12 protein-coding genes are annotated in these 17,688 nt (G+C 73.7%); 9 read left to right on the forward strand and 3 right to left on the reverse strand.

Going from position 1 to position 17,688, the window contains the following annotated elements:
* Nucleotides 1–146: 146 nt before the first annotated feature.
* Together AC0VYM_RS06050 and AC0VYM_RS06055 are read right to left on the reverse strand one after the other, a co-directional pair.
* Nucleotides 147–1,655, reverse strand: coding sequence for a CoA-acylating methylmalonate-semialdehyde dehydrogenase (locus AC0VYM_RS06050; protein ID WP_475459893.1), 1,509 nt, complete (start codon nucleotides 1,653–1,655; stop codon nucleotides 147–149).
* Between the two features lie 26 nt (nucleotides 1,656–1,681).
* Complete coding sequence (locus tag AC0VYM_RS06055) at nucleotides 1,682–2,968, reverse strand: aspartate aminotransferase family protein (protein WP_475459896.1); 1,287 nt, start codon at nucleotides 2,966–2,968, stop codon at nucleotides 1,682–1,684.
* 184 nt (nucleotides 2,969–3,152) lie between these two features.
* Here AC0VYM_RS06055 and AC0VYM_RS06060 point away from each other — a divergent pair, with 184 nt between their 5' ends.
* On the forward strand, nucleotides 3,153–4,757 hold the full coding sequence (locus AC0VYM_RS06060; RefSeq protein WP_475459898.1) for a PucR family transcriptional regulator: 1,605 nt from the start codon (nucleotides 3,153–3,155) through the stop codon (nucleotides 4,755–4,757).
* A gap of 106 nt (nucleotides 4,758–4,863) precedes the next feature.
* Entirely contained in the window at nucleotides 4,864–5,352 is a 489-nt protein-coding gene (locus AC0VYM_RS06065; protein WP_475459900.1) for an Lrp/AsnC family transcriptional regulator, read from the forward strand.
* Nucleotides 5,353–5,457: 105 nt separating this feature from the next.
* On the opposite strand, the gene gabT is transcribed toward AC0VYM_RS06065, so the two are convergent.
* A complete protein-coding gene (gabT, locus tag AC0VYM_RS06070; protein WP_475459902.1) occupies nucleotides 5,458–6,792 on the reverse strand; it encodes a 4-aminobutyrate--2-oxoglutarate transaminase in 1,335 nt (444 codons plus the stop codon).
* Nucleotides 6,793–6,929: 137 nt separating this feature from the next.
* Here gabT and AC0VYM_RS06075 point away from each other — a divergent pair, with 137 nt between their 5' ends.
* The 7 genes from AC0VYM_RS06075 to AC0VYM_RS06105 all read left to right on the forward strand — a co-directional run bounded on the left by AC0VYM_RS06075 (nucleotide 6,930) and on the right by AC0VYM_RS06105 (nucleotide 17,572).
* Complete coding sequence (locus AC0VYM_RS06075; protein ID WP_475459905.1) at nucleotides 6,930–8,369, forward strand: PucR family transcriptional regulator; 1,440 nt, start codon at nucleotides 6,930–6,932, stop codon at nucleotides 8,367–8,369.
* A gap of 157 nt (nucleotides 8,370–8,526) precedes the next feature.
* The gene (locus AC0VYM_RS06080; RefSeq protein WP_475459907.1) at nucleotides 8,527–9,480 is read left to right on the forward strand and encodes a phosphate/phosphite/phosphonate ABC transporter substrate-binding protein; all 954 of its coding nucleotides are present in this window, start codon (nucleotides 8,527–8,529) and stop codon (nucleotides 9,478–9,480) included.
* Nucleotides 9,481–9,566: 86 nt separating this feature from the next.
* Complete coding sequence (phnC, locus tag AC0VYM_RS06085) at nucleotides 9,567–10,373, forward strand: phosphonate ABC transporter ATP-binding protein (RefSeq protein WP_475459910.1); 807 nt, start codon at nucleotides 9,567–9,569, stop codon at nucleotides 10,371–10,373.
* A gap of 14 nt (nucleotides 10,374–10,387) precedes the next feature.
* Entirely contained in the window at nucleotides 10,388–12,118 is a 1,731-nt protein-coding gene (gene phnE / locus AC0VYM_RS06090; protein ID WP_475459912.1) for a phosphonate ABC transporter, permease protein PhnE, read from the forward strand.
* A 141-nt stretch (nucleotides 12,119–12,259) separates the two neighbouring features.
* Nucleotides 12,260–15,370 carry an AAA domain-containing protein gene (locus AC0VYM_RS06095; protein WP_475459915.1) on the forward strand — a complete coding sequence of 1,037 codons (3,111 nt, stop codon included), beginning with the start codon at nucleotides 12,260–12,262 and terminating at the stop codon, nucleotides 15,368–15,370.
* A 78-nt stretch (nucleotides 15,371–15,448) separates the two neighbouring features.
* Nucleotides 15,449–16,327: an Fpg/Nei family DNA glycosylase gene (locus AC0VYM_RS06100; protein WP_475459918.1), complete on the forward strand. Its 879-nt coding sequence runs from the start codon at nucleotides 15,449–15,451 to the stop codon at nucleotides 16,325–16,327.
* A 198-nt stretch (nucleotides 16,328–16,525) separates the two neighbouring features.
* Nucleotides 16,526–17,572 carry a LacI family DNA-binding transcriptional regulator gene (locus AC0VYM_RS06105; protein ID WP_475459920.1) on the forward strand — a complete coding sequence of 349 codons (1,047 nt, stop codon included), beginning with the start codon at nucleotides 16,526–16,528 and terminating at the stop codon, nucleotides 17,570–17,572.
* Nucleotides 17,573–17,688: the final 116 nt, after the last annotated feature.

Raw genomic sequence — 17,688 nt, forward strand, 5'->3', positions numbered from 1 at the left:
AGCGCGTCTATCCAGGATGGTCTCTCGTGGCGCGCTCGGCGCGCGGTCGCGCCCGGTGAAGGGCGCCGGTGAACCACGATACTCCGTGTGGCCCGCCGTAGCCCGTCAGTGAGAGACATCCGTCCACTATTTCGACGGGTCCCGTGCTAGCCGTTGGTCGGGAACCCCAGGTCGACGCCGCCCTCGGGGCGCTGTCCCGGGTCGGTCCACCGGGCCGTGACCGCCTTCGTCCGGGTGTAGAAGTGGACTCCCTCGGTGCCGTGCGCGTGCGAGTCGCCGAAGAGGGACTGCTTCCAGCCGCCGAAGGAGTAGTACGCCATGGGCACCGGGATGGGCACGTTGATGCCCACCATCCCCACCTCGATCTCGTTCTGGAACCGCCGCGCGGCCCCGCCGTCGTTGGTGAAGATCGCCGTCCCGTTGCCGTACGGGTTGCCGTTGACCAGCCGCACCGCCTCGTCGTAGTCGCGCACGCGGACCACGCTCAGCACCGGGCCGAAGATCTCCTCGCGGTAGCAGGACATCCCGGGGTCGACGTGGTCGAGGACCGAGGGGCCCAGCCAGAAGCCGTCCGCCTCCCCGCCCAGCACCGGGTGGACCCGGCCGTCGACCGCCAGGGTCGCCCCCTCACGGACCCCCGACTCCAGGTAGGAGGCCACCTTGTCGCGGTGCTCCCGGGTGACCAGCGGACCCATCTCACTGCGGTCGTCGTCCCCGGGGCCGACCCGCAGCCGGGAGACGCGCTCCCGGATACGCTCCAGCAGGTCGTCCGCGACCGAGTCCACCACGGCCACCGCCGAGATGGCCATGCAGCGCTCGCCCGCCGAACCGAAGCCCGCCGAGACCGCCGAGTCCGCCGCCAGGTCGAGGTCCGCGTCGGGCAGCACCACCATGTGGTTCTTGGCGCCGCCCAGGGCCTGGACGCGCTTGCCGTGCTCGGCGGCGTTGCGGTACACGTACCGGGCGATCGGGGTGGAGCCCACGAAGCTCACCGCCGCCACGTCGGGGTGCTCCAGGATCGCGTCCACGGCGACCTTGTCCCCGTGCACCACGTTGAAGACGCCGTCGGGCAGTCCGGCCTCGGCCCACAGCTCGGCCAGGATCAGGGACGCGGACGGGTCCTTCTCGCTCGGCTTGAGCACGAACGTGTTGCCGCAGGCGATCGCCACCGGGAACATCCACATCGGGACCATCGCCGGGAAGTTGAACGGCGTGATGCCGCTGACCACGCCCAGCGGCTGGAGGATCGAGTAGGCGTCCACCCCGGTGGACACGTTCTCGGAGTACCCGCCCTTGAGCAGGTGGGGGATGCCGCAGGCGAAGTCCACGACCTCCAGTCCCCGGGCCACCTCCCCCTGGGCGTCGGAGAAGACCTTGCCGTGCTCGGAGCTGACGGCAGCCGCCAGCCGGTCGCTGTTGGCGCGCAGCAGCTCCCGGAACCGGAACAGGACCTGGACCCGCCTGGACAGCGAGGTGTCCCGCCATCCGGGGAAGGCCGCCTTCGCCGCCGCCACGGCGATGGCGACCTCCTCGGCCCCGGCCAGGGCCACCGTTCCGGTGACCGCGCCGGACGCCGGGTTGTAGATGTCGCCGGTCCGCGCGGCGGGCCCCTCGTGGGCGCCGCCGCCGATCCAGTGGGTGACGTGCTTGCTCATGCTTCCTCTTCCTGGTGGGGCGGGCTTCAGGCCTGGTCCGCGACGGCGCGGACGGCGTCCAGCAGGATGTCGCGGCCCTCGGCGGCCTCCTCGGTCGACAGGGTCAGCGGCGGCGCCATGCGCAGCACGTTGCCGTGCACGCCGCCCTTGCCCACCAGCAGCCCGCGCTCACGGGCGGCCTCCAGCACCTTCCCGGCCAGCGGGGAGGACGGAGCACCGGTGGCGGGGTCGGCCATCTCGATCGCGAACATCAGGCCCTTGCCGCGCACGTCCCGCACGCAGTCGAGCTCGCGCAGCGCGCGCAGGCCCTCGACGACGGTGGCCCCCTGGCGGAGCGCGTTGCCCTGGAGGTCGTTCTCCAGCACGTAGTCGAGGGTGGCCCCGGCCGCCGCCATGGACACCGGGTTGCCGCCGAAGGTGGCCACGCCCAGCGCCGTCAGGCCGTCCATGAGGTCGCCGCGCGCCACCACGCCGCCCACCGCGAAGCCGTTGCCGAGCCCCTTGGCGAAGGTCATGGCGTCCGGGGTGACCCCGTGGTTGCCGATCCCGAAGAAGCTGGTCCCGGTCCGGCCCCACCCGGTCTGCACCTCGTCGGAGACGAAGAGGATGCCGTGCTCGTCGAGGACCTCCTTGTAGGCCGCGTACAGGCCGTCCGGGGGCATCGCGAACCCGCCCACGCCCTGGACCGGCTCCGCGATCAGGCACGCCACGTTGGGTGCGGCGGTGTCCAGGACCTCGCGCAGGTCGGCCACGCAGACGTCGATGTACTCCTGCTCGTCGAGGCTCCGGAACGCGGGGGAGGCGTGGTCGGTGCCGTGCAGGTAGTGCACGTTGAGGGGGGAGAGCGAGGAGTTCTTCCAGGCGCGGTTCCCGGTGACCGCGACGGTGCCGAAGGAGCGCCCGTGGTAGCTGCCGCGCATGGCCAGGACCTCGTCGCTGCCGCGCGCGTGCGTGGCCAGCAGCAGGGCGGTCTCGTTGGCCTCGGTGCCGGAGTTGGTGAAGAAGACCTTGGCGTCGGGGATGCCGGAGAGCCCGGCGATCCGCTCCGCCAGCTCCACCTGGGAGCGGATGAGGTAGAGGGTGGAGGTGTGGACGACGCCCTTGGCGAGCTGGCGTTCCACGGCCTCGCGGACCTCCGCGACGTCGTAGCCGAGCATGTTGGTCACGATGCCGGTGAAGAAGTCGAGGTAGGTGCGGCCTTCGGCGTCCGTGACACGGGCGCCCTTTCCGCTCACGATCTCCAGCGGGGACTCGTAGTACAGGGGCAACCAGGAGGGCATGACCGCGCGGTGGCGCGCAAGGAGTTCCGACATGCCCCCAGTCTCCCCAGCGCCGGGGGGCTTGGCCAGAATCACCATGTTGACAACATGCTGGTCGGCTTTACAACATGTAAAGCATCCGTCGGGTCGTCCCTCCGGTGCTCACGGGTGGGGGCGGCTCAGCACGGTGTAAAGCGAAACGCCCTCGAATCTGACAGAGCGTCCTAGACTGTCGCCTGTGCTTCCCACCCTTGCCGAGGTCCTCCAGCTGCCCGCTCTCCAGAAGGCCAGGCCCCGAGTGGTGGCCGGGTCCGAGTACCTGGACGTGGCCGTGCGCTGGGTCCACATCGCCGAGGTCACCGACCTGGCCCACCTGCTGCGCGGCGGTGAGCTGGTGCTCAGCACCGGCATCGCCATGCCCGACGACCCCGACGCCCTGCGCCGGTACATCGAGGACATCGCGGACGCCGGGGTCAGCGGGATCGCCGTCGAGCTCGGCCGCAAGTACCACGCCGAACTCCCCAAGGCCTTCCTCGACGCCGCCCGTGACGCCCGCGTCCCGGTCATCCTGCTCGACCGCGAGGCCCGCTTCGTCGAGATCACCGAGGCCGTGCACATCCGGGTGGTCAACGAGCAGCTGGAGGAGCTCCGGGAGTCCGAGAAGCTCCACTCGGTCTTCACCCAGCTGTCCGTGGAGGGCGCCGACGTCGGGCAGATCCTGCACGAGGTGGCCCAGCTCTCCGGCTGCCCGGTGGTCCTGGAGAACCTCACCCACCAGGTCCTGGCCTGCGACCTCAACGGCGAGGACCCCGGCACCCTGCTGACCGCCTGGGAGAGCCGTTCGCGCGCGGTCCGCACCGGGACACGGACCGTCCACGCGCCCGCCTCCGGCTGGCTGGTCACCACGGTCGGCGCCCGGGGACAGGACTGGGGGCGCCTGATCCTCATCACCGGGGCCGCCCCCACCGCCCGGCAGACCATGCTCATCGAACGCGCGGCCATCACCCTGGCCCTGGGCCGCCTGCTGGAGCGCCACCAGGAGAGCCTGGAGCGCCAGACCCACCGCACGATCATCACGGGCATCATCGACCGCGCCTACTCGGACCCGGAGGAGGCGCTGGTCCGGGCGCGCGCCGTGGGGGTGCCCCTGCACAACCGCGAGATGGTGGGCCTGGTCCTGCGCCTGCGTGAGAGCGGGACCGGCCTGGCCGCCCAGGCCCGTCTGTCCGACACCGCGGAGGGCGCCGCCCGCGCCTGCCGCGAACTCCGGCTCCCCGCCCTGGTGGGCTCCCTCGACGACCTACGTGTGGGCATCCTGCTGGCGCTGCCCGACCGCAGGCGCCTGGACGCCACACTGCACCTGCTCGCGGACCGGGTCCGGGGCGCGGTGGGGGACGCGGCGGTGCTCGCCGTGGGGTCGACCGCCGACGACGTCCGCGAGGTGCGCCGCTCCTTCCTCGAAGCCCGACAGGTGGGCGACGTGGCGATCAAGCAGAGCGACCGGCGGCCCTTCTACCGCCTGCCCGACCTGCACCTGCGCGGGCTGCTCCACCTGTTCCGCGACGACGAGCGCCTCCAGACCTACGTGGAGCGCGAGCTCGGGCCGCTCCTGGACCACGACGCCCGGCACGGCGGAGACCTGGCCGACATGCTCCGCCACTACCTCGGCGCGGGGCGGAACAAGGCGCTGGCCGCGAGCCGGGCACACCTGTCCCGGCCCGCCTTCTACGAACGGCTGCGCCGGATCGGCAACGTGCTCGACGCCGACCTGGAGTCGGTGGAGACCTGCCTGTCCCTCCACGTGGCCCTGCTGTCCCTGGACTCGCTCCGGGACCAGCAGTAGGAGACCTCGGGTCGACCGGCTCGTCACACCGGGTGCAGTACGTTGGATTCCGTTGTGAATCCCGGGCCTGACAAGGGATTCCTGATTTTCAAGCGTGGAGGCGCCAGTGACCGAGCTCCCCGACCCCGGACCCGCGCGACGGGTCAACGGGGTGGTGCTGGACGAGACGGCCAAGCGCATCATCGAGGTCCTCCAACAGGACGGACGCCTCTCCTACGCCGCCATCGGCAAGAGGGTGGGCCTCTCCGAGGCCGCCGTCCGCCAGCGTGTGCAGCGCCTCCTGGAGTCCGGGGTGGTCCAGGTGGTGGGCGTCACCGACCCCATGACCCTGGGCTTCGAGCGTCAGGCGATGATCGGCGTCCGCACCAGCGGCGACCTCAACGCCGCCGCCGACGCGGTCTCCGACCTGGCCGGAGTCGAGTACGTGGTGATCACGGCGGGCTCCTTCGACCTCATGGTGGAGGTCGTCGCGGAGGACGACGCCCGCCTGCTGGACATCCTCGCCGCGATCCGCGCCGTGGAGACCGTGGAGAGCACCGAGACCTTCCTCTACCTCAAGCTCCGCAAACAGAGCTACGCGTGGGGGACCCGGTAGCTGTGCCCCTTCGGGCCTGACGCTTCGCCTCGGCCCGTGTTCGGGTACCCCCTCCTCACGGAAGGGGTACCCGGTCGGCCTTCCGACCCGTGGCCGAGGCGGTCGTCACAGCCCGGCGAGGGCCTCCTCCAGGATGTCCAGGCCCTCGCGGAGCAGGTCGTCCCCGATGACCAGCGGCGGCAGCATCCGGATCACGTTGCCGTAGGTGCCCGCGCTGAGCAGGACCAGGCCCCGGGAGTGGCAGTGCCCGAGCACCTGGGCCACGGCCTCGGGGTGGGGCTCCTTCCCGTCCTTGACCAGCTCGATGGCGACCATCGCGCCCCGGCCGCGCACGTCGCCCACGACGTCGAAGCGGTCGGCGAAGGAACGCAGGCGGTCCAGCATGAGCGCACCGATCTCGCGGGCACGGCCGGTGAGGTCCTCGGTCTCGATGACCTCCAGTGAGGCCAGCGCGGCGGCGCAGGCCGCCGGGTTGCCGCCGTAGGTGCCACCCAGACCGCCGCCGTGCACGGCGTCCATGAGCTCGGCCCGGCCGGTCACCGCCGCCAGCGGCAGGCCGCCCGCGATGCCCTTCGCCGTGGCGATCAGGTCCGGGACGATCCCCTCGTGGTCGCAGGCGAACATGTCGCCGGTGCGCGCGAAACCGGTCTGCACCTCGTCCGCGACGAAGACGATCCCGTTGGCGCGGCAGAACTCGACCAGCGCGGGCAGGAACCCGGGGGCGGGCTCGATGAAGCCGCCCTCGCCCTGGATGGGCTCGATGACCATCGCGGCCACGTTCTCGGCACCGACCTGCTTGACGATCTGGTCGATCGCGGCGGCCGCCGCCTCGGGGCCGCAGTTCTCCGGGCCGGTCGGCCAACGGTAGGCGTAGGCCATCGGCATGCGGTGGATCTCTCCCGCGAACGGCCCGAAGCTGTGCTTGTAGGGCATGTTCTTCGCGGTCAGACCCATGGTGAGGTTGGTGCGGCCGTGGTAGGCGTGGTCGAACACCACGACGGCCTGCCGTCCGGTGGCGCTGCGGGCGATCTTGACGGCGTTCTCCACGGCCTCCGCGCCCGAGTTCAGCAGGATGGACCGCTTCTCGTGGTCGCCCGGGGTGACCCGGTTGAGCGCCTCGCACACCTCCACGTAGGCCTCGTACGGGTTGACCATGAAACAGGTGTGGGTGAAGCGGCCGAGCTGCTCGGCGGCGCGCCCGACCACGCGCGCGTCGGCGTTCCCGACGTTGGTCACCGCGATCCCCGAGCCGAAGTCGATCAGCGCGTTGCCGTCGACGTCCTCGACGATGCCGCCGCCCGCGCGCTCCACGTACACCGGCAGCACGCTGCCGACGCCCTGGGCGACGGCGGCCGACCGGCGCTTCTGGATCTCGCGGGACCTGGGGCCGGGGATCTCGGTGACGATCCGGCGGGACTGGACGACCTCGGTCTGTGCCATGCGGCTGCCTCCTTGTGCGGTGCGACGGTGCGGACGAGCAAGACACTAGATCGCGCCGAACCGGACACCCATGGACACAGTGGATAATCGGTGGGGAGTCCTGTGCCATTGCGTCAGGGAGCGACGGGGGAGACCGGATGCCGCCGACACTGGGAGCGCTGCTGCGCACGCCGAGCCTGCGCCTGCGCCTGCTCACCGGTCAGGACCGCACGCACCGCCAGGTGGAGTGGGTCGCGGTCAGCGAGCTGGCCGACCCCACTCCCTATCTCGCCGGGGGAGAACTGGTGCTCACCACCGGGGTGCGGTGGGTGGACCGGCTCCCCGACCTGCGCGACTACGTGCGCCGCCTGGCCGAACGCGACATCGCGGGGATCGGCTTCGGCGCCGCCGTGAACTTCGAGCACACCCCCGACGAACTGGTCGCCGCCGCCGAGGAGTTCGGGGTGGCGCTCCTGGAGGTCCACCGCCTGACCCCGTTCATGGCGGTCGGCAAGGAGGTCTCCCGGCTGCTCGCCCAGGAGGAGTACGAGGGGCTGAACCGCGCCTTCGCCGCCCAGCGCGCGCTCACCCGGGCCGCGCTGACCGGTGCCCCCGCCGTGGTCGAACGGCTCGCCCGCGAACTCGGCGGCTGGGTGCTGCTGCTCTCCCCGGACGGCGCGGTCCGGCACGCGGCCCCCGCGTCGGCCGCCGCGCGCGCCCCCGGCCTGGCCGACGAGCTCGCCCGGCTGCGCGGCGCGGGACCCCGGGCCAGCGTCTCGGTGGCCTCGGAGGGTGACCGCGTCTCCGTGCAGCCCCTGGCCACGGGCGGCCGGGCACGGGGTTTCCTGGCCGTCGGCGGGGTCCGCGTGTCCGGTTCCGACGACCGCACCCTGGTCAACGCGGCGGTGTCCCTGCTCTCCCTCGAACTCGAACGCCCCTCGCCCGGCGCGGGGACCGGGGCGGGCGTGCTTACGGCCCTGCTCGACGGCGCCCTCGACCCCGTCCACCCGGGCGCCGCCGACCTGCGGTCGGTGCTGCCCGCCGAACCCGTGGTGGTGGCCGTCGGGAGGGCCGTGCCGGACGGACCCCGACCCGACGGCGTCCTGGTGGCCGAGCACGAGGGCCGCACCGCGGTGCTGGCCGCCGCGAGTGCCGACGCGACCGTGTTCGGTGAGGTCCTGGCCGGACCGGTCGGGGTCAGCGCCCCGGTCGGCTACCCGGAGCTGGCCGCCGCGCGCTCCCAGGCCGAGCGGGCGCTGACCGCCGCCGAGGAGGAGGGGCGCGAGCTCCAGCGTTTCGACCAGCTTCCGGGCGGCCTGCTCGGTCTGCTGGACACCTCCGCCGGGGCCCGGCTGGCCGACGAGCTGCTGGCCCCCATCGACCGGCAGCGGGCCGCACCCGAACTCCTCGCCTCGCTGCGCGCCTACCTGGCCGCCTCGGGCCGCTGGGACACCGCCGCCGAGCGGCTGGGCGTGCACCGGCACACCCTGCGCTACCGGATGCGGCGCATCCGGGAACTGCTCCCCGGCGACCTGGACGACCCCGACCACCGCACCGAACTGTGGATCGCGCTGCGCGTCCGCGAGGGCCGCCGCTGACCCCCGCCGTCGGCGTCCGCACCAAGACGCCGTGCCGCGTTCCCTGCCCGGTCACCTCGGCTTCGGCTCACGACAGTCGGGGATCTGCACAGTGGAGACGTCCCCATGAGTGAAATGTCCGCTTCCGGGCGGACCACGTCGAGGAGTCCTCCGAACCATGCAGACCAGACCCGGCCGTAGGGTCGGCGCCATCGCCGCCGCGGCCTCAGCCCTCGCCCTCCTGGCCGCCTGCGGGCCGAGCGCCGAGGAGGACGCCTCGGCGGGCGGGGACGGGGCCTCCCCCGACACCCTGGTCATCGCCGCGGTCCCCTCGGAGGAGGCGGGCGGGCTCCAGAACAGCTACGAGCCGGTCATCAGGATGCTCAGGGACGAGACCGGCCTGGAGGTGGAGTTCCAGACCGCGACCGACTACGCGGCGGTCATCGAGGGCCAGCGCAGCGGCCGGATCCACATCGCCCAGTACGGCCCCTTCTCCTACTACATCGCCAAGAACGCCGGCTCGGACATCAGCGTCGCGGGCGCCATGGTGCAGGAGGAGGGCCAGCCGCCCGGCTACGTCTCCTACGGCGTCGTCCCGGCCGACTCCGACATCGAGGGCATCGAGGACTTCGCCGGGAAGCAGCTCTGCTTCGTCGACCCCAACTCCGCCTCGGGGTACCTGTATCCGCTGGCCGGACTGCTGGAGGCCGGGATCGAGGAGGGCGACTGGGAGGAGACCTTCGCCGGGGGCCACGACGCCTCGGCCGTCGCGGTCGCCGCCGGTGAGTGCGACGCGGGCTTCGCCTTCGACTCGATGGTGGACGAGACCCTCGTCGACAGCGGCTCCCTGGAGGAGGGCGACCTGCGCGTCGTCTGGGAGTCCGAGACCATCACCAGCTCCCCGGTCACCGTCTACAACGGCCTGGAGCCGGAGCTGTTCGACACGGTGGTGACCGCCCTCCAGGAGAAGGCCAACCAGGACTACCTCGCCGCCAACGGCTACTGCGAGGCGGGCGACTGCGACCTCACCGACGAGCGGATCTGGGGGTGGGAGGCCGTCCCGGACGACTTCTACGCCCCGCTCGACGCGGTCTGCGAGACGACGGGGGCGCCGCAGTGCGCCGACGCCTGACCGAACCCGCGTGACCACGGGGCGCCCTCCTCCGACGGGCGCCCCCACCTCCCGACCCGCCCCCTCCACTGACCTTGAGGAGTCGCGTGGACACCGCACCAGCCGCACCAGCCGCCGCACCCGGCACCCCGCCCGTGGTCCGCTTCGACGACGTGACCAGACGCTTCGGTGACACCGTCGCCCTCGACGGGGTGTCACTGACCGCCGACGCCGGGGAGGTGCTCGTCCTCCTCGGTCTGTCCGGTTCGGGCAAGTCCACCCTGCTCCGCCACGTGGACGGCCTCCAGGCGCCGACCAGCGGCGGGGTCGAGGTCCTCGGCGTGGACGTGACCGCCGCGCGCGGCCGCGAACTCCGCGCCCTGCGCCGCCGGATCGGCTTCGTCTTCCAGCAGTTCCACCTGGTGGGATCGCTCACCGTCCTGGAGAACGTGTGCACCGGGGCCCTCGGGCGCCTGCGCGGACCCCGCCTGGGACTGCCCACCTACCCGCGCGCCGTCCGCGAGGAGGCCCTGGCCCAGCTGGACCGGGTCGGCCTGGCCGACCGCGCGTTCCAGCGGGCCGACACCCTCTCCGGCGGCCAGCAGCAGCGGGTCGCCATCGCCCGCGCCGTACTCCAGCGCCCCGAGGTCCTGCTGGCCGACGAACCGGTCGCCTCCCTGGACCCCGAGTCGGCGCACCAGGTGATGGAGCTGATCCGGGAGGTCGCCGCCGAGGAGCGGCTGACCGTGCTGTGCAGCCTGCACCAGGTGGACCTCGCCCTCTCCTGGGGCGACCGGATCGTCGGCCTGCGCTCGGGACGGGTGGTGCTGGACAGCCCGGTCCGCGAACTCGACCGGGCCCGGGCGATGTCCGTCTACGGACGTGTGGGCGGCGCCCCCGTGACGGTCGGCTGACGGTGAACGTGCGAATGAGGCCCGAACCCGCCGTCCGACCGCGCACCCTGGCCGCGCCCGGCCCGAGCGGGACGGCCGCGGCGCTCACCCTGCTCGCCCTGGTCGGGATCGGCGTGTGGTCCGTCCTCGACCTCCGCGTCAACGTCGCCACCCTCGTCTCCAGCGCCGACAACGCGTCCGACTTCCTCTCCCGGACCCTCCCGCTGGACTTCCCCGCCCCCGGTGAACTGGTCGAACCCCTGGCCACCACCCTGGCCATCGTCATCGCCGCCACCCTGCTGTCGGTGGTCCTGAGCCTTCCCCTCGCGGTGTGGGCGGCCGGGAACACCACCCCCGGGCGACCGGCCCGGCTGGCCGCGCGGGCCCTGATCGTGGTCGCCCGCGCCGTCCCCGACGTCGTGCTCGCGATCCTGTTCTTCCGCCTCTTCGGCTTCGGCGCCGTGACCGGTGTGCTGGCGATGGGGCTGCACTCGGTCGGCATGGTCGCCAAGCTCTACGGCGACGCCGTCGAGCAGATCGACGAGGGTCCGCGCCAGGCGCTGCGCGCGGCGGGCGCGAGCCGCCTCCAGGAGCTCACCGGCGGGGTGCTGCCCCAGGTGCTGCCCGCCTTCGTCGCCACCGCCATGCACCGGCTGGACATCAACCTCCGGATCTCCGTGATCCTCGGTTTCGTGGGCGTCGCCGGGATCGGCCAGGACCTCGCCCACGCCCTGGGCCGCCTCGACTACCAGCGCGGCATGGCCCTGGCGGTGGTCGTGCTGGTGCTGTGCGTCGTGATCGAGCTGGCGTCCGTCGCCGTGCGCCGGGCCCTGCTGCCGCACACCGACCAGCGCCCCACCGGGATCACCGGGATCACGGCCCGCCTGCGCCGACGTGCCCCCGGCATGGTGGGGGAGCCACACGCCGCGGTGGACCCCCGGGCGGCCTCCGCCGCCGCACGGGCCTCGGCCCGGGTGAGCCCGCCCTGGACCCCCTCCCGGGTGCGCCGGGCCCTCTACGCGCTGGTCACCGTGGCGGTCCTGGCCGGGTCGGTCGGCTACTCGCTGGCGGACTTCACCGGGTTCGTCGACTCCGGCCGGGGGCCGCTGGGCGCCCTGGCACTGTTCTGGCCGCCGGAGACCGGGGGGATCGGGGAACGCCTCCTCCAGGGCCTGCTGGTCACCGTGCAGATCGCCTTCGCCGCCACGTTGCTCGGCCTGGTGCTGGCACTCCCGGTGGGCGTGCTCGCCGCGCGCAACGTGGCCCCCCACCACCGTGTGGGGCAGGCCTGCCGGATGTTCGTCGTGCTGGTCCGCGGCGTCCCCGAACTCATCCTGGCCATCGTCCTGGTGGTGATGATCGGGCTCGGTCCGGTGGCGGGCACCCTCGCCCTGGCCATCGGTGCCGTCGGACTGCTCGGCAAGCTGGTCGCCGACTCGGTGGAGGAGGTCGACCCCGGTCCCGAGCAGGCGCTGCGGGCCACCGGGGCCAGCCGGGTCCAGGTGTTCTTCGGCGCCACACTGCCCCAGGCGCTCCCCGCCTTCGTCGGACACGCCATGTACCAGCTGGACGTCAACATCCGGTCGGCCACCGTCCTGGGCATCGTCGGCGCGGGCGGGATCGGCTACGAACTGCTCAACGCCGCCCGGGTGCTGGAGTTCGGGGTGGTCACCCTCATCACCCTGATGGTCTTCGGGGTCGTGCTGGCCGTGGAGCTGGTCGCCGTGTGGCTGCGCGGGGTGGTCGGCGGCCGGACGTCCCACTGAGCGCGCGCCGGACCGGGCCCCGGGGAAAGTGGCACCGGTTCCGGCGTTCGCCGGGTGGGGGCGCGGAAAATGCACCACAATGGCCCTGATAGCTGGGGGTAGTCATCTGATCACGCGTGGTCGGGTGGTCAGGGGGGCGTCGTGAGGTCACTACAGGACGACGAGCAGATCGGCGGTCTGGGCTCCTACCCGACCACCGGCGGCCGGTTCGCGGGCCGGGACCGGGGGGCCGCCGGGGTCGGTGCGCCGTCCGTGCGCTGGAAGGCCCCGGCGGACCGGGGCGGGATCCGCTCCTTCCTGGCCTACCTGCGGGCCTGCCTGCGCCGCGAGTCCGTGCTCACCCACGTGGTGCGCGCCGAACGCCTGGACACCGACACCTGCGCCTGCCTTCCCGCCGGTCCCGAACTGCTGTTCAGCGGGGCCAGGGACACGCTGCCCGCGCACCCCGAGAGCGCCCGGGTGACCCGTCTGGCCGTACGGCACGGCCAGGCGCTGCGCTACGGCTACCCCCTGGTGATCCTCGGTGAGGGCGCGGACCGCGTGGCCCTGCCCCTCCTCACCGTGGACGTCCGGGCCGTGGACGAACCCGGGGCGGTCGGCGCCACCGGTCTCCCGGGCACCGGCCCGGGCCCGCTGGTGCGCGCCGTGGGTCGGCCCGACGTCAACACCGCCCTCCTCGCCCGGCTCGGTATCACCGACCCCGAGGACCTCTTCGAGCTGCGGACCCGTCTCCGCTCCGGGGCCCCCGACCCCGCGCACCGGCCCGCCGCCGTCGCCGACCTCGCCGTCAAGGTGCGCACCCTCCTCACCCGGCTGGAGATCGAACGGGTCGACGACATCGCCCCGCTCGGCACCCGGGGCAGGCCCCATCCGCTCACCCCCGGGGCGCACAACACCGCCGTGCTCTTCCGGGCGGGACCCACGGCGACGGGTGACGGCGCACCGGCCCCGGCCGAGGGGGTGGAGGGGGTCCTCACGGACCTCGACCCCACCCACCAGGACGGACTCGACCCCGGCGCCGTCCTCGGCACCGCGCTGGAGTCCCTGCTCGGCAGTTCCGCCCATGCGGCCCCCACCGCCCGGGCCACGGACCCCGCCGCGGGCCGGCGGATCCCCGAGTCCCCGCTCCGCGGCCCGCGCGCCCACCGACGCGACCCCCGGGACCGCGACCACAACCCCCCGACGGTCCCGGTCTCGGCCACCGAACTCAGCCAGCCCCAGTACGCGGTCCTGAGCGCCGCCATGCGCGAGCAGCTCACCGCCGTGGCCGCCCCTCCCCGCAGCGGCGTCCACGACCTGGTCGACGCGCTCGTACGCACTGCGGTCGCCAGCGGCCAGCGGGTCCTGGTGTGCGGCCGGACCGAGGCCGACCTCGACGCCGTCCTGGCCCGCGCCGACACCGCCCCCGCGCACCCGGTGGTCCGCGCGGGCGGCACCGGTGAACGCGCCGCCGAACAGCGCCAGCTCACCCGTCTGCTCTCCCGTCACGCACAGTCCCCGGCGGTCGCGGGCCCGCCCTCCGGGGAGGAGGGCACCGGGCACCGGGACGACCTGGTCGCCTCGTGGAACCGGATCCGCCGGGTCTGGTCGGCCATGGACACACTGGCCGCGGACGGCCACGTCCTCGCCCACCTGGCCGAGGAGCGCGGTCGCAGCATCGCCCGGGGCTGGGCCCCCGACACCCTCTTCACCCCCGAGCACGGCGGCCCCGAGTACTGGCTGCACCGGGCCGAACGCGCGGCCGGGGGCGGTCTGGGCGGCTTCCACCACCGCGCCGCCGTCCGCCGTGAACTCGGTGTGGCCACCGACCCCGAGGGGCTCGACCAGCTCTGCGCCGTGGCCCGGCTGGAGAGCGCGTGGCGCGAGGCCGTGGACCGCCGGACCCGCTGCGCGCCCCTGAACGAACTCACCCGGGAGCTGGCCGACGCCTGGGCCCGGCACCGCGCGGCCAGCGCCGCCTGCCTGGCCTCGGTGACCGGCCCACGCCTCCGGCGGGGCCGCGCCTCCATCGAGAACCGCGTGGAGGCGCTCAACTGGAACCACGGAGGGAGCTGGCCCGGCCCGGCCGACCTCCTCGACGCGCTGCCGGTGTGGACCTGCCGCACCGACCAGGCCCGCGCCCTGCCCTCGGAAGCGGGCATGTTCGACCTGGTGGTCGTGGTGGGCGCCGAGCGGACCCGGGTCAGCGAACTCCTGCCGGTGCTCTACCGGGCCCACCGCGCGGTCGTCGCGGGCGACCCGGCCCACCCGGGCCCGGCCAGCGTGCTGGAACCGGAGGAGGAGCGGCGCGCCCTGGCCACCGCCGGTCTGGTCGCGGACCAGCTGGACGACCGCGCGCTCCGGTACGGCGCGGGTTCGGCGCTGCGGGCGGTGCGCGCGGCGACCCCGACGACGCTCTGGCTGGGCGAACACGACGGCGCCCCCGAGGTCCTGGCCGCGTCCGCCTCCCGGCACTGCTACGGCGGGCGGCTCGTGGTGGCGGGCCCGCCCCGGGGCGGCGAGGGGCCCGCCTTCGAGTGGCGCGACGTCGCGGGGGAGTGCGAGGCGGCGCCCGGGTCCTCCTACATCAACCGCGAGGAGGCCTACCGGGTGGCGGTGGTGGTGGCCGAGCTCGACCGGGAGCTGCCCGAGGGGGCCGACCTCGCGGTGGTGGCCCCGCTACAACCGCAGGTGGCGCTGCTCCGCAGGCTGCTGCGCCAACGCCACCTGCGCCGCCGGGTCCGGGTGGGCGGGCCCGACATGCTGGACACCGACGCCGCCGGTGCCGACGTCACCGTGCTCTCCCCGATGCTCGCGGCGGGCGCCCCGGCCATCGCGGAGCGCAGGGTGCGCCGGATGAACCACCTGTGGTCGTCCCTGCTCACCCGGACCCGCGAACGCCTCGTGGTGGTGGGCGACCGCGGGCACTGGACCGGTGGGGACGGCCCCCTCCGCGACCTCCTCGGCGGACGCTCCGGGCCCGGCGCCACCCCGGCCGGCATCGCCCTGGTGGACGCCCTGCGCACGGCCGGAACCGGAGTGGAGGCGGGGCGCAGCTTCGACGGGTGGGCCGCCGACCTCGTGGTCGGCTACGGCGCTCGGCGGGTGCTCCTGCTGCTGGACGGGGAGCCGGACGGCCCCGCTCTGCGCCGTCTGCTCGCCAGGGGGGAAGCACTCAGCGAGGCCACGGACGACCTCGTGGTGGTGGTGCCCGCCTGGCGCTGCCTCACCGATCCCCGGACGCTGGTGGAGGAGATCCTCTCCGCCTGCTGACCCCTCGACCCCGGTCGGGTGCGCGGGCCCGCGCCCTATCCTGGAGCCAAGGACACATGCTCACAGAAGGGGACACGGGTGCCTGAGGGTCACACGCTGCACCGGCTGGCCGCACACTTCGAGAAGACCTTCGGCGGCGGCACGGTGAGGGCCAGCAGCCCCCAGGGACGCTTCGTCGAGGGCGCGGCCCGGATCGACGGCCGGGTCCTCACCGAGAGCGAGGCGCACGGCAAGCACCTGTTCCTGGGCTTCGACTCCGGCGAGTGGCTCCGCGTCCACCTCGGCCTCTACGGTGCCTGGTCCTTCGGTGACGCCGACGGCGAGCGCCACCTGGGCGCGCCCCGCGCGGAGGGTGCCGAACGCCTCGACCTGCGCCGCGATCCGGACGGCTTCGTCGTCCCACCGGAGCCGGTGGGCGCGGTCCGCGTCCGACTGGTCAACTCCTCGGGCTGGGCGGACCTGCGCGGCGCCTCGGCGTGCGAGGTCATCACCGTGGAGGAGAAGCACGCCGTCCAGGCCAGGCTCGGTCCGGACCCGCTGCGCCCCGACGCCGACCCCGAACGGGCCTGGAGTGTGGTGAGCCGGTCCCGCAGCAGTCTCGCGGTGCTCCTCATGCGCCAGGACGTCATCGCGGGCATCGGCAACATCTACCGGGCCGAGTCCCTCTTCCGCGCCGGGCTCGACCCCCTGACCCCCGGCCGGGAGCTCACGCGGGAGCGGTGGGACGCCCTGTGGGCCGACCTCACGGCGCTCCTGCGCGACGGCGTCAGGGACGGTTACATCATCACCACGCGGCCGGAGGACCGGCCCGACCCCGACGCGCTCCCGGTGCCCCGGCCCGACACGCTCTACGTCTGTTACCGGACCGGGGACCCCTGCCGCGTGTGCTCGTCGCCGGTCTCCGCCACCGAGCTGTCCGGGCGCACCCTGTACTGGTGCCCCGGCTGCCAGGGGTAGCCGCCTCCCCGCCCCTCCCGCTCCGGCGCGCCCCGCCCCGCGCCGCCGCCCCGAAAACCCCTGGGGTGCCCGGTACCGCCGTGGGTACAATCCCGTGTCGATCGCTTAACCGGTTCAGTGAACCGGCTGTTCGGAGCCCCGGTCCGCGACCGGGGACGGGAGGAGAGAGGACGTGAGGGAGACACTGTGGGTGCTCTGATGCGGAGGCCGACGATCATGGACATCGCCCGTGCGGCGGGGGTGTCCAAGGGGGCGGTCTCGTACGCGCTCAACGGGCGCCCCGGGGTCTCGGAGGAGACCCGGAGGCGCATCCTGGACATCGCCCACGACCTGGGGTGGGCACCCAGCAAGGCGGCTCGGGCGCTGGCCCCGGGCGGCCGGGTCGGCGCCGTCGGGCTGGTGGTGGACCGGCCGGCCCGTTCGCTCGGCATCGAACCGTTCTTCATGCAGCTGGTCTCCGGAGTCGAGACGGAGCTGGCCTCGGCCGGGGTGGACCTCCTGCTCCAGGTCACCGACGACCACCGGGCGGAGCTGGAGGTGTACCGGCGCTGGGCCTCGGAGCGCCGGGTGGACGGGGTGGTCATGGTCGACCTGCGGGCGGACGACCCCCGTCCGGAGGCGGTGCGTTCCCTGGGCCTGCCCGCCGTGTTCCTCGGCGGGCCCGACGGCGTGGGCGGTCTGCCCTGCGTGTACTCCGACGACGGCGCCTCGGTCCGGGAGGTGGTCCGCTACCTCGCGGCGCTGGGGCACCGACGCGTCGCCCGGATCGCGGGCCCGGAGGACTTCCTGCACACCCGGGTGCGCGGCGCCGCCTTCCTGGAGGCCGCGGCCGGGGCCGGGCTGGCCGAGGCGTACTCGGTGAACGCCGACTACACGGGGGAGGCGGGTACCCGGACCACCCGGCGCCTGCTGGCCTCCGCGAACCGGCCCACCGCGCTGGTCTACGACAACGACCTGATGGCGGTGGCCGGGCTCGGTGTGGCCGCCGAGATGGGCGTGGACGTGCCGGGCCAGCTGTCGATCGTGGCGTGGGACGACTCGGCGCTGTGCCGTCTGGTGCGGCCCTCACTGACCGCGATCAGCCGGGACGTGGTGGGTCACGGTCGCCAGGTCGCCGGGATGCTCGGCCGGGTCCTGGACGGCGAGCGGGTGGAGAGCGAGGAGAGTCCGGTGGGGGAGCTGCACCCTCGTGGAAGCACGGGGCCGCTGGTGGGGGACCCCGAATCCGCTGTTACAAGCGGATAACACCGAAGTGTCGGGGATTGACGGGGTTCGCCGGTCCGTGTTGTTGTTAACGTCACTTACCCGGTTCAGCAACGGTCCTTCGCTCCCTCTATTGGGAGCGCTCCCAGCCTTCCGAG

This window comes from Nocardiopsis sp. iso_237, from assembly GCF_056173345.1.

Excerpts from the sequence above, each read along its gene's own strand:
- AC0VYM_RS06050 (WP_475459893.1), bottom strand. The coding sequence starts at position 1,655 with ATGAGCAAGCACGTCACCCACTGGATCGGCGGCGGCGCCCACGAGGGG.
- AC0VYM_RS06055 (WP_475459896.1), bottom strand. The coding sequence starts at position 2,968 with ATGTCGGAACTCCTTGCGCGCCACCGCGCGGTCATGCCCTCCTGGTTG.
- gabT (WP_475459902.1), bottom strand. The coding sequence starts at position 6,792 with ATGGCACAGACCGAGGTCGTCCAGTCCCGCCGGATCGTCACCGAGATC.
- AC0VYM_RS06075 (WP_475459905.1), top strand. The coding sequence starts at position 6,930 with ATGCCGCCGACACTGGGAGCGCTGCTGCGCACGCCGAGCCTGCGCCTG.
- AC0VYM_RS06080 (WP_475459907.1), top strand. The coding sequence starts at position 8,527 with ATGCAGACCAGACCCGGCCGTAGGGTCGGCGCCATCGCCGCCGCGGCC.
- phnE (WP_475459912.1), top strand. The coding sequence starts at position 10,388 with ATGAGGCCCGAACCCGCCGTCCGACCGCGCACCCTGGCCGCGCCCGGC.
- AC0VYM_RS06105 (WP_475459920.1), top strand. The coding sequence starts at position 16,526 with ATGCGGAGGCCGACGATCATGGACATCGCCCGTGCGGCGGGGGTGTCC.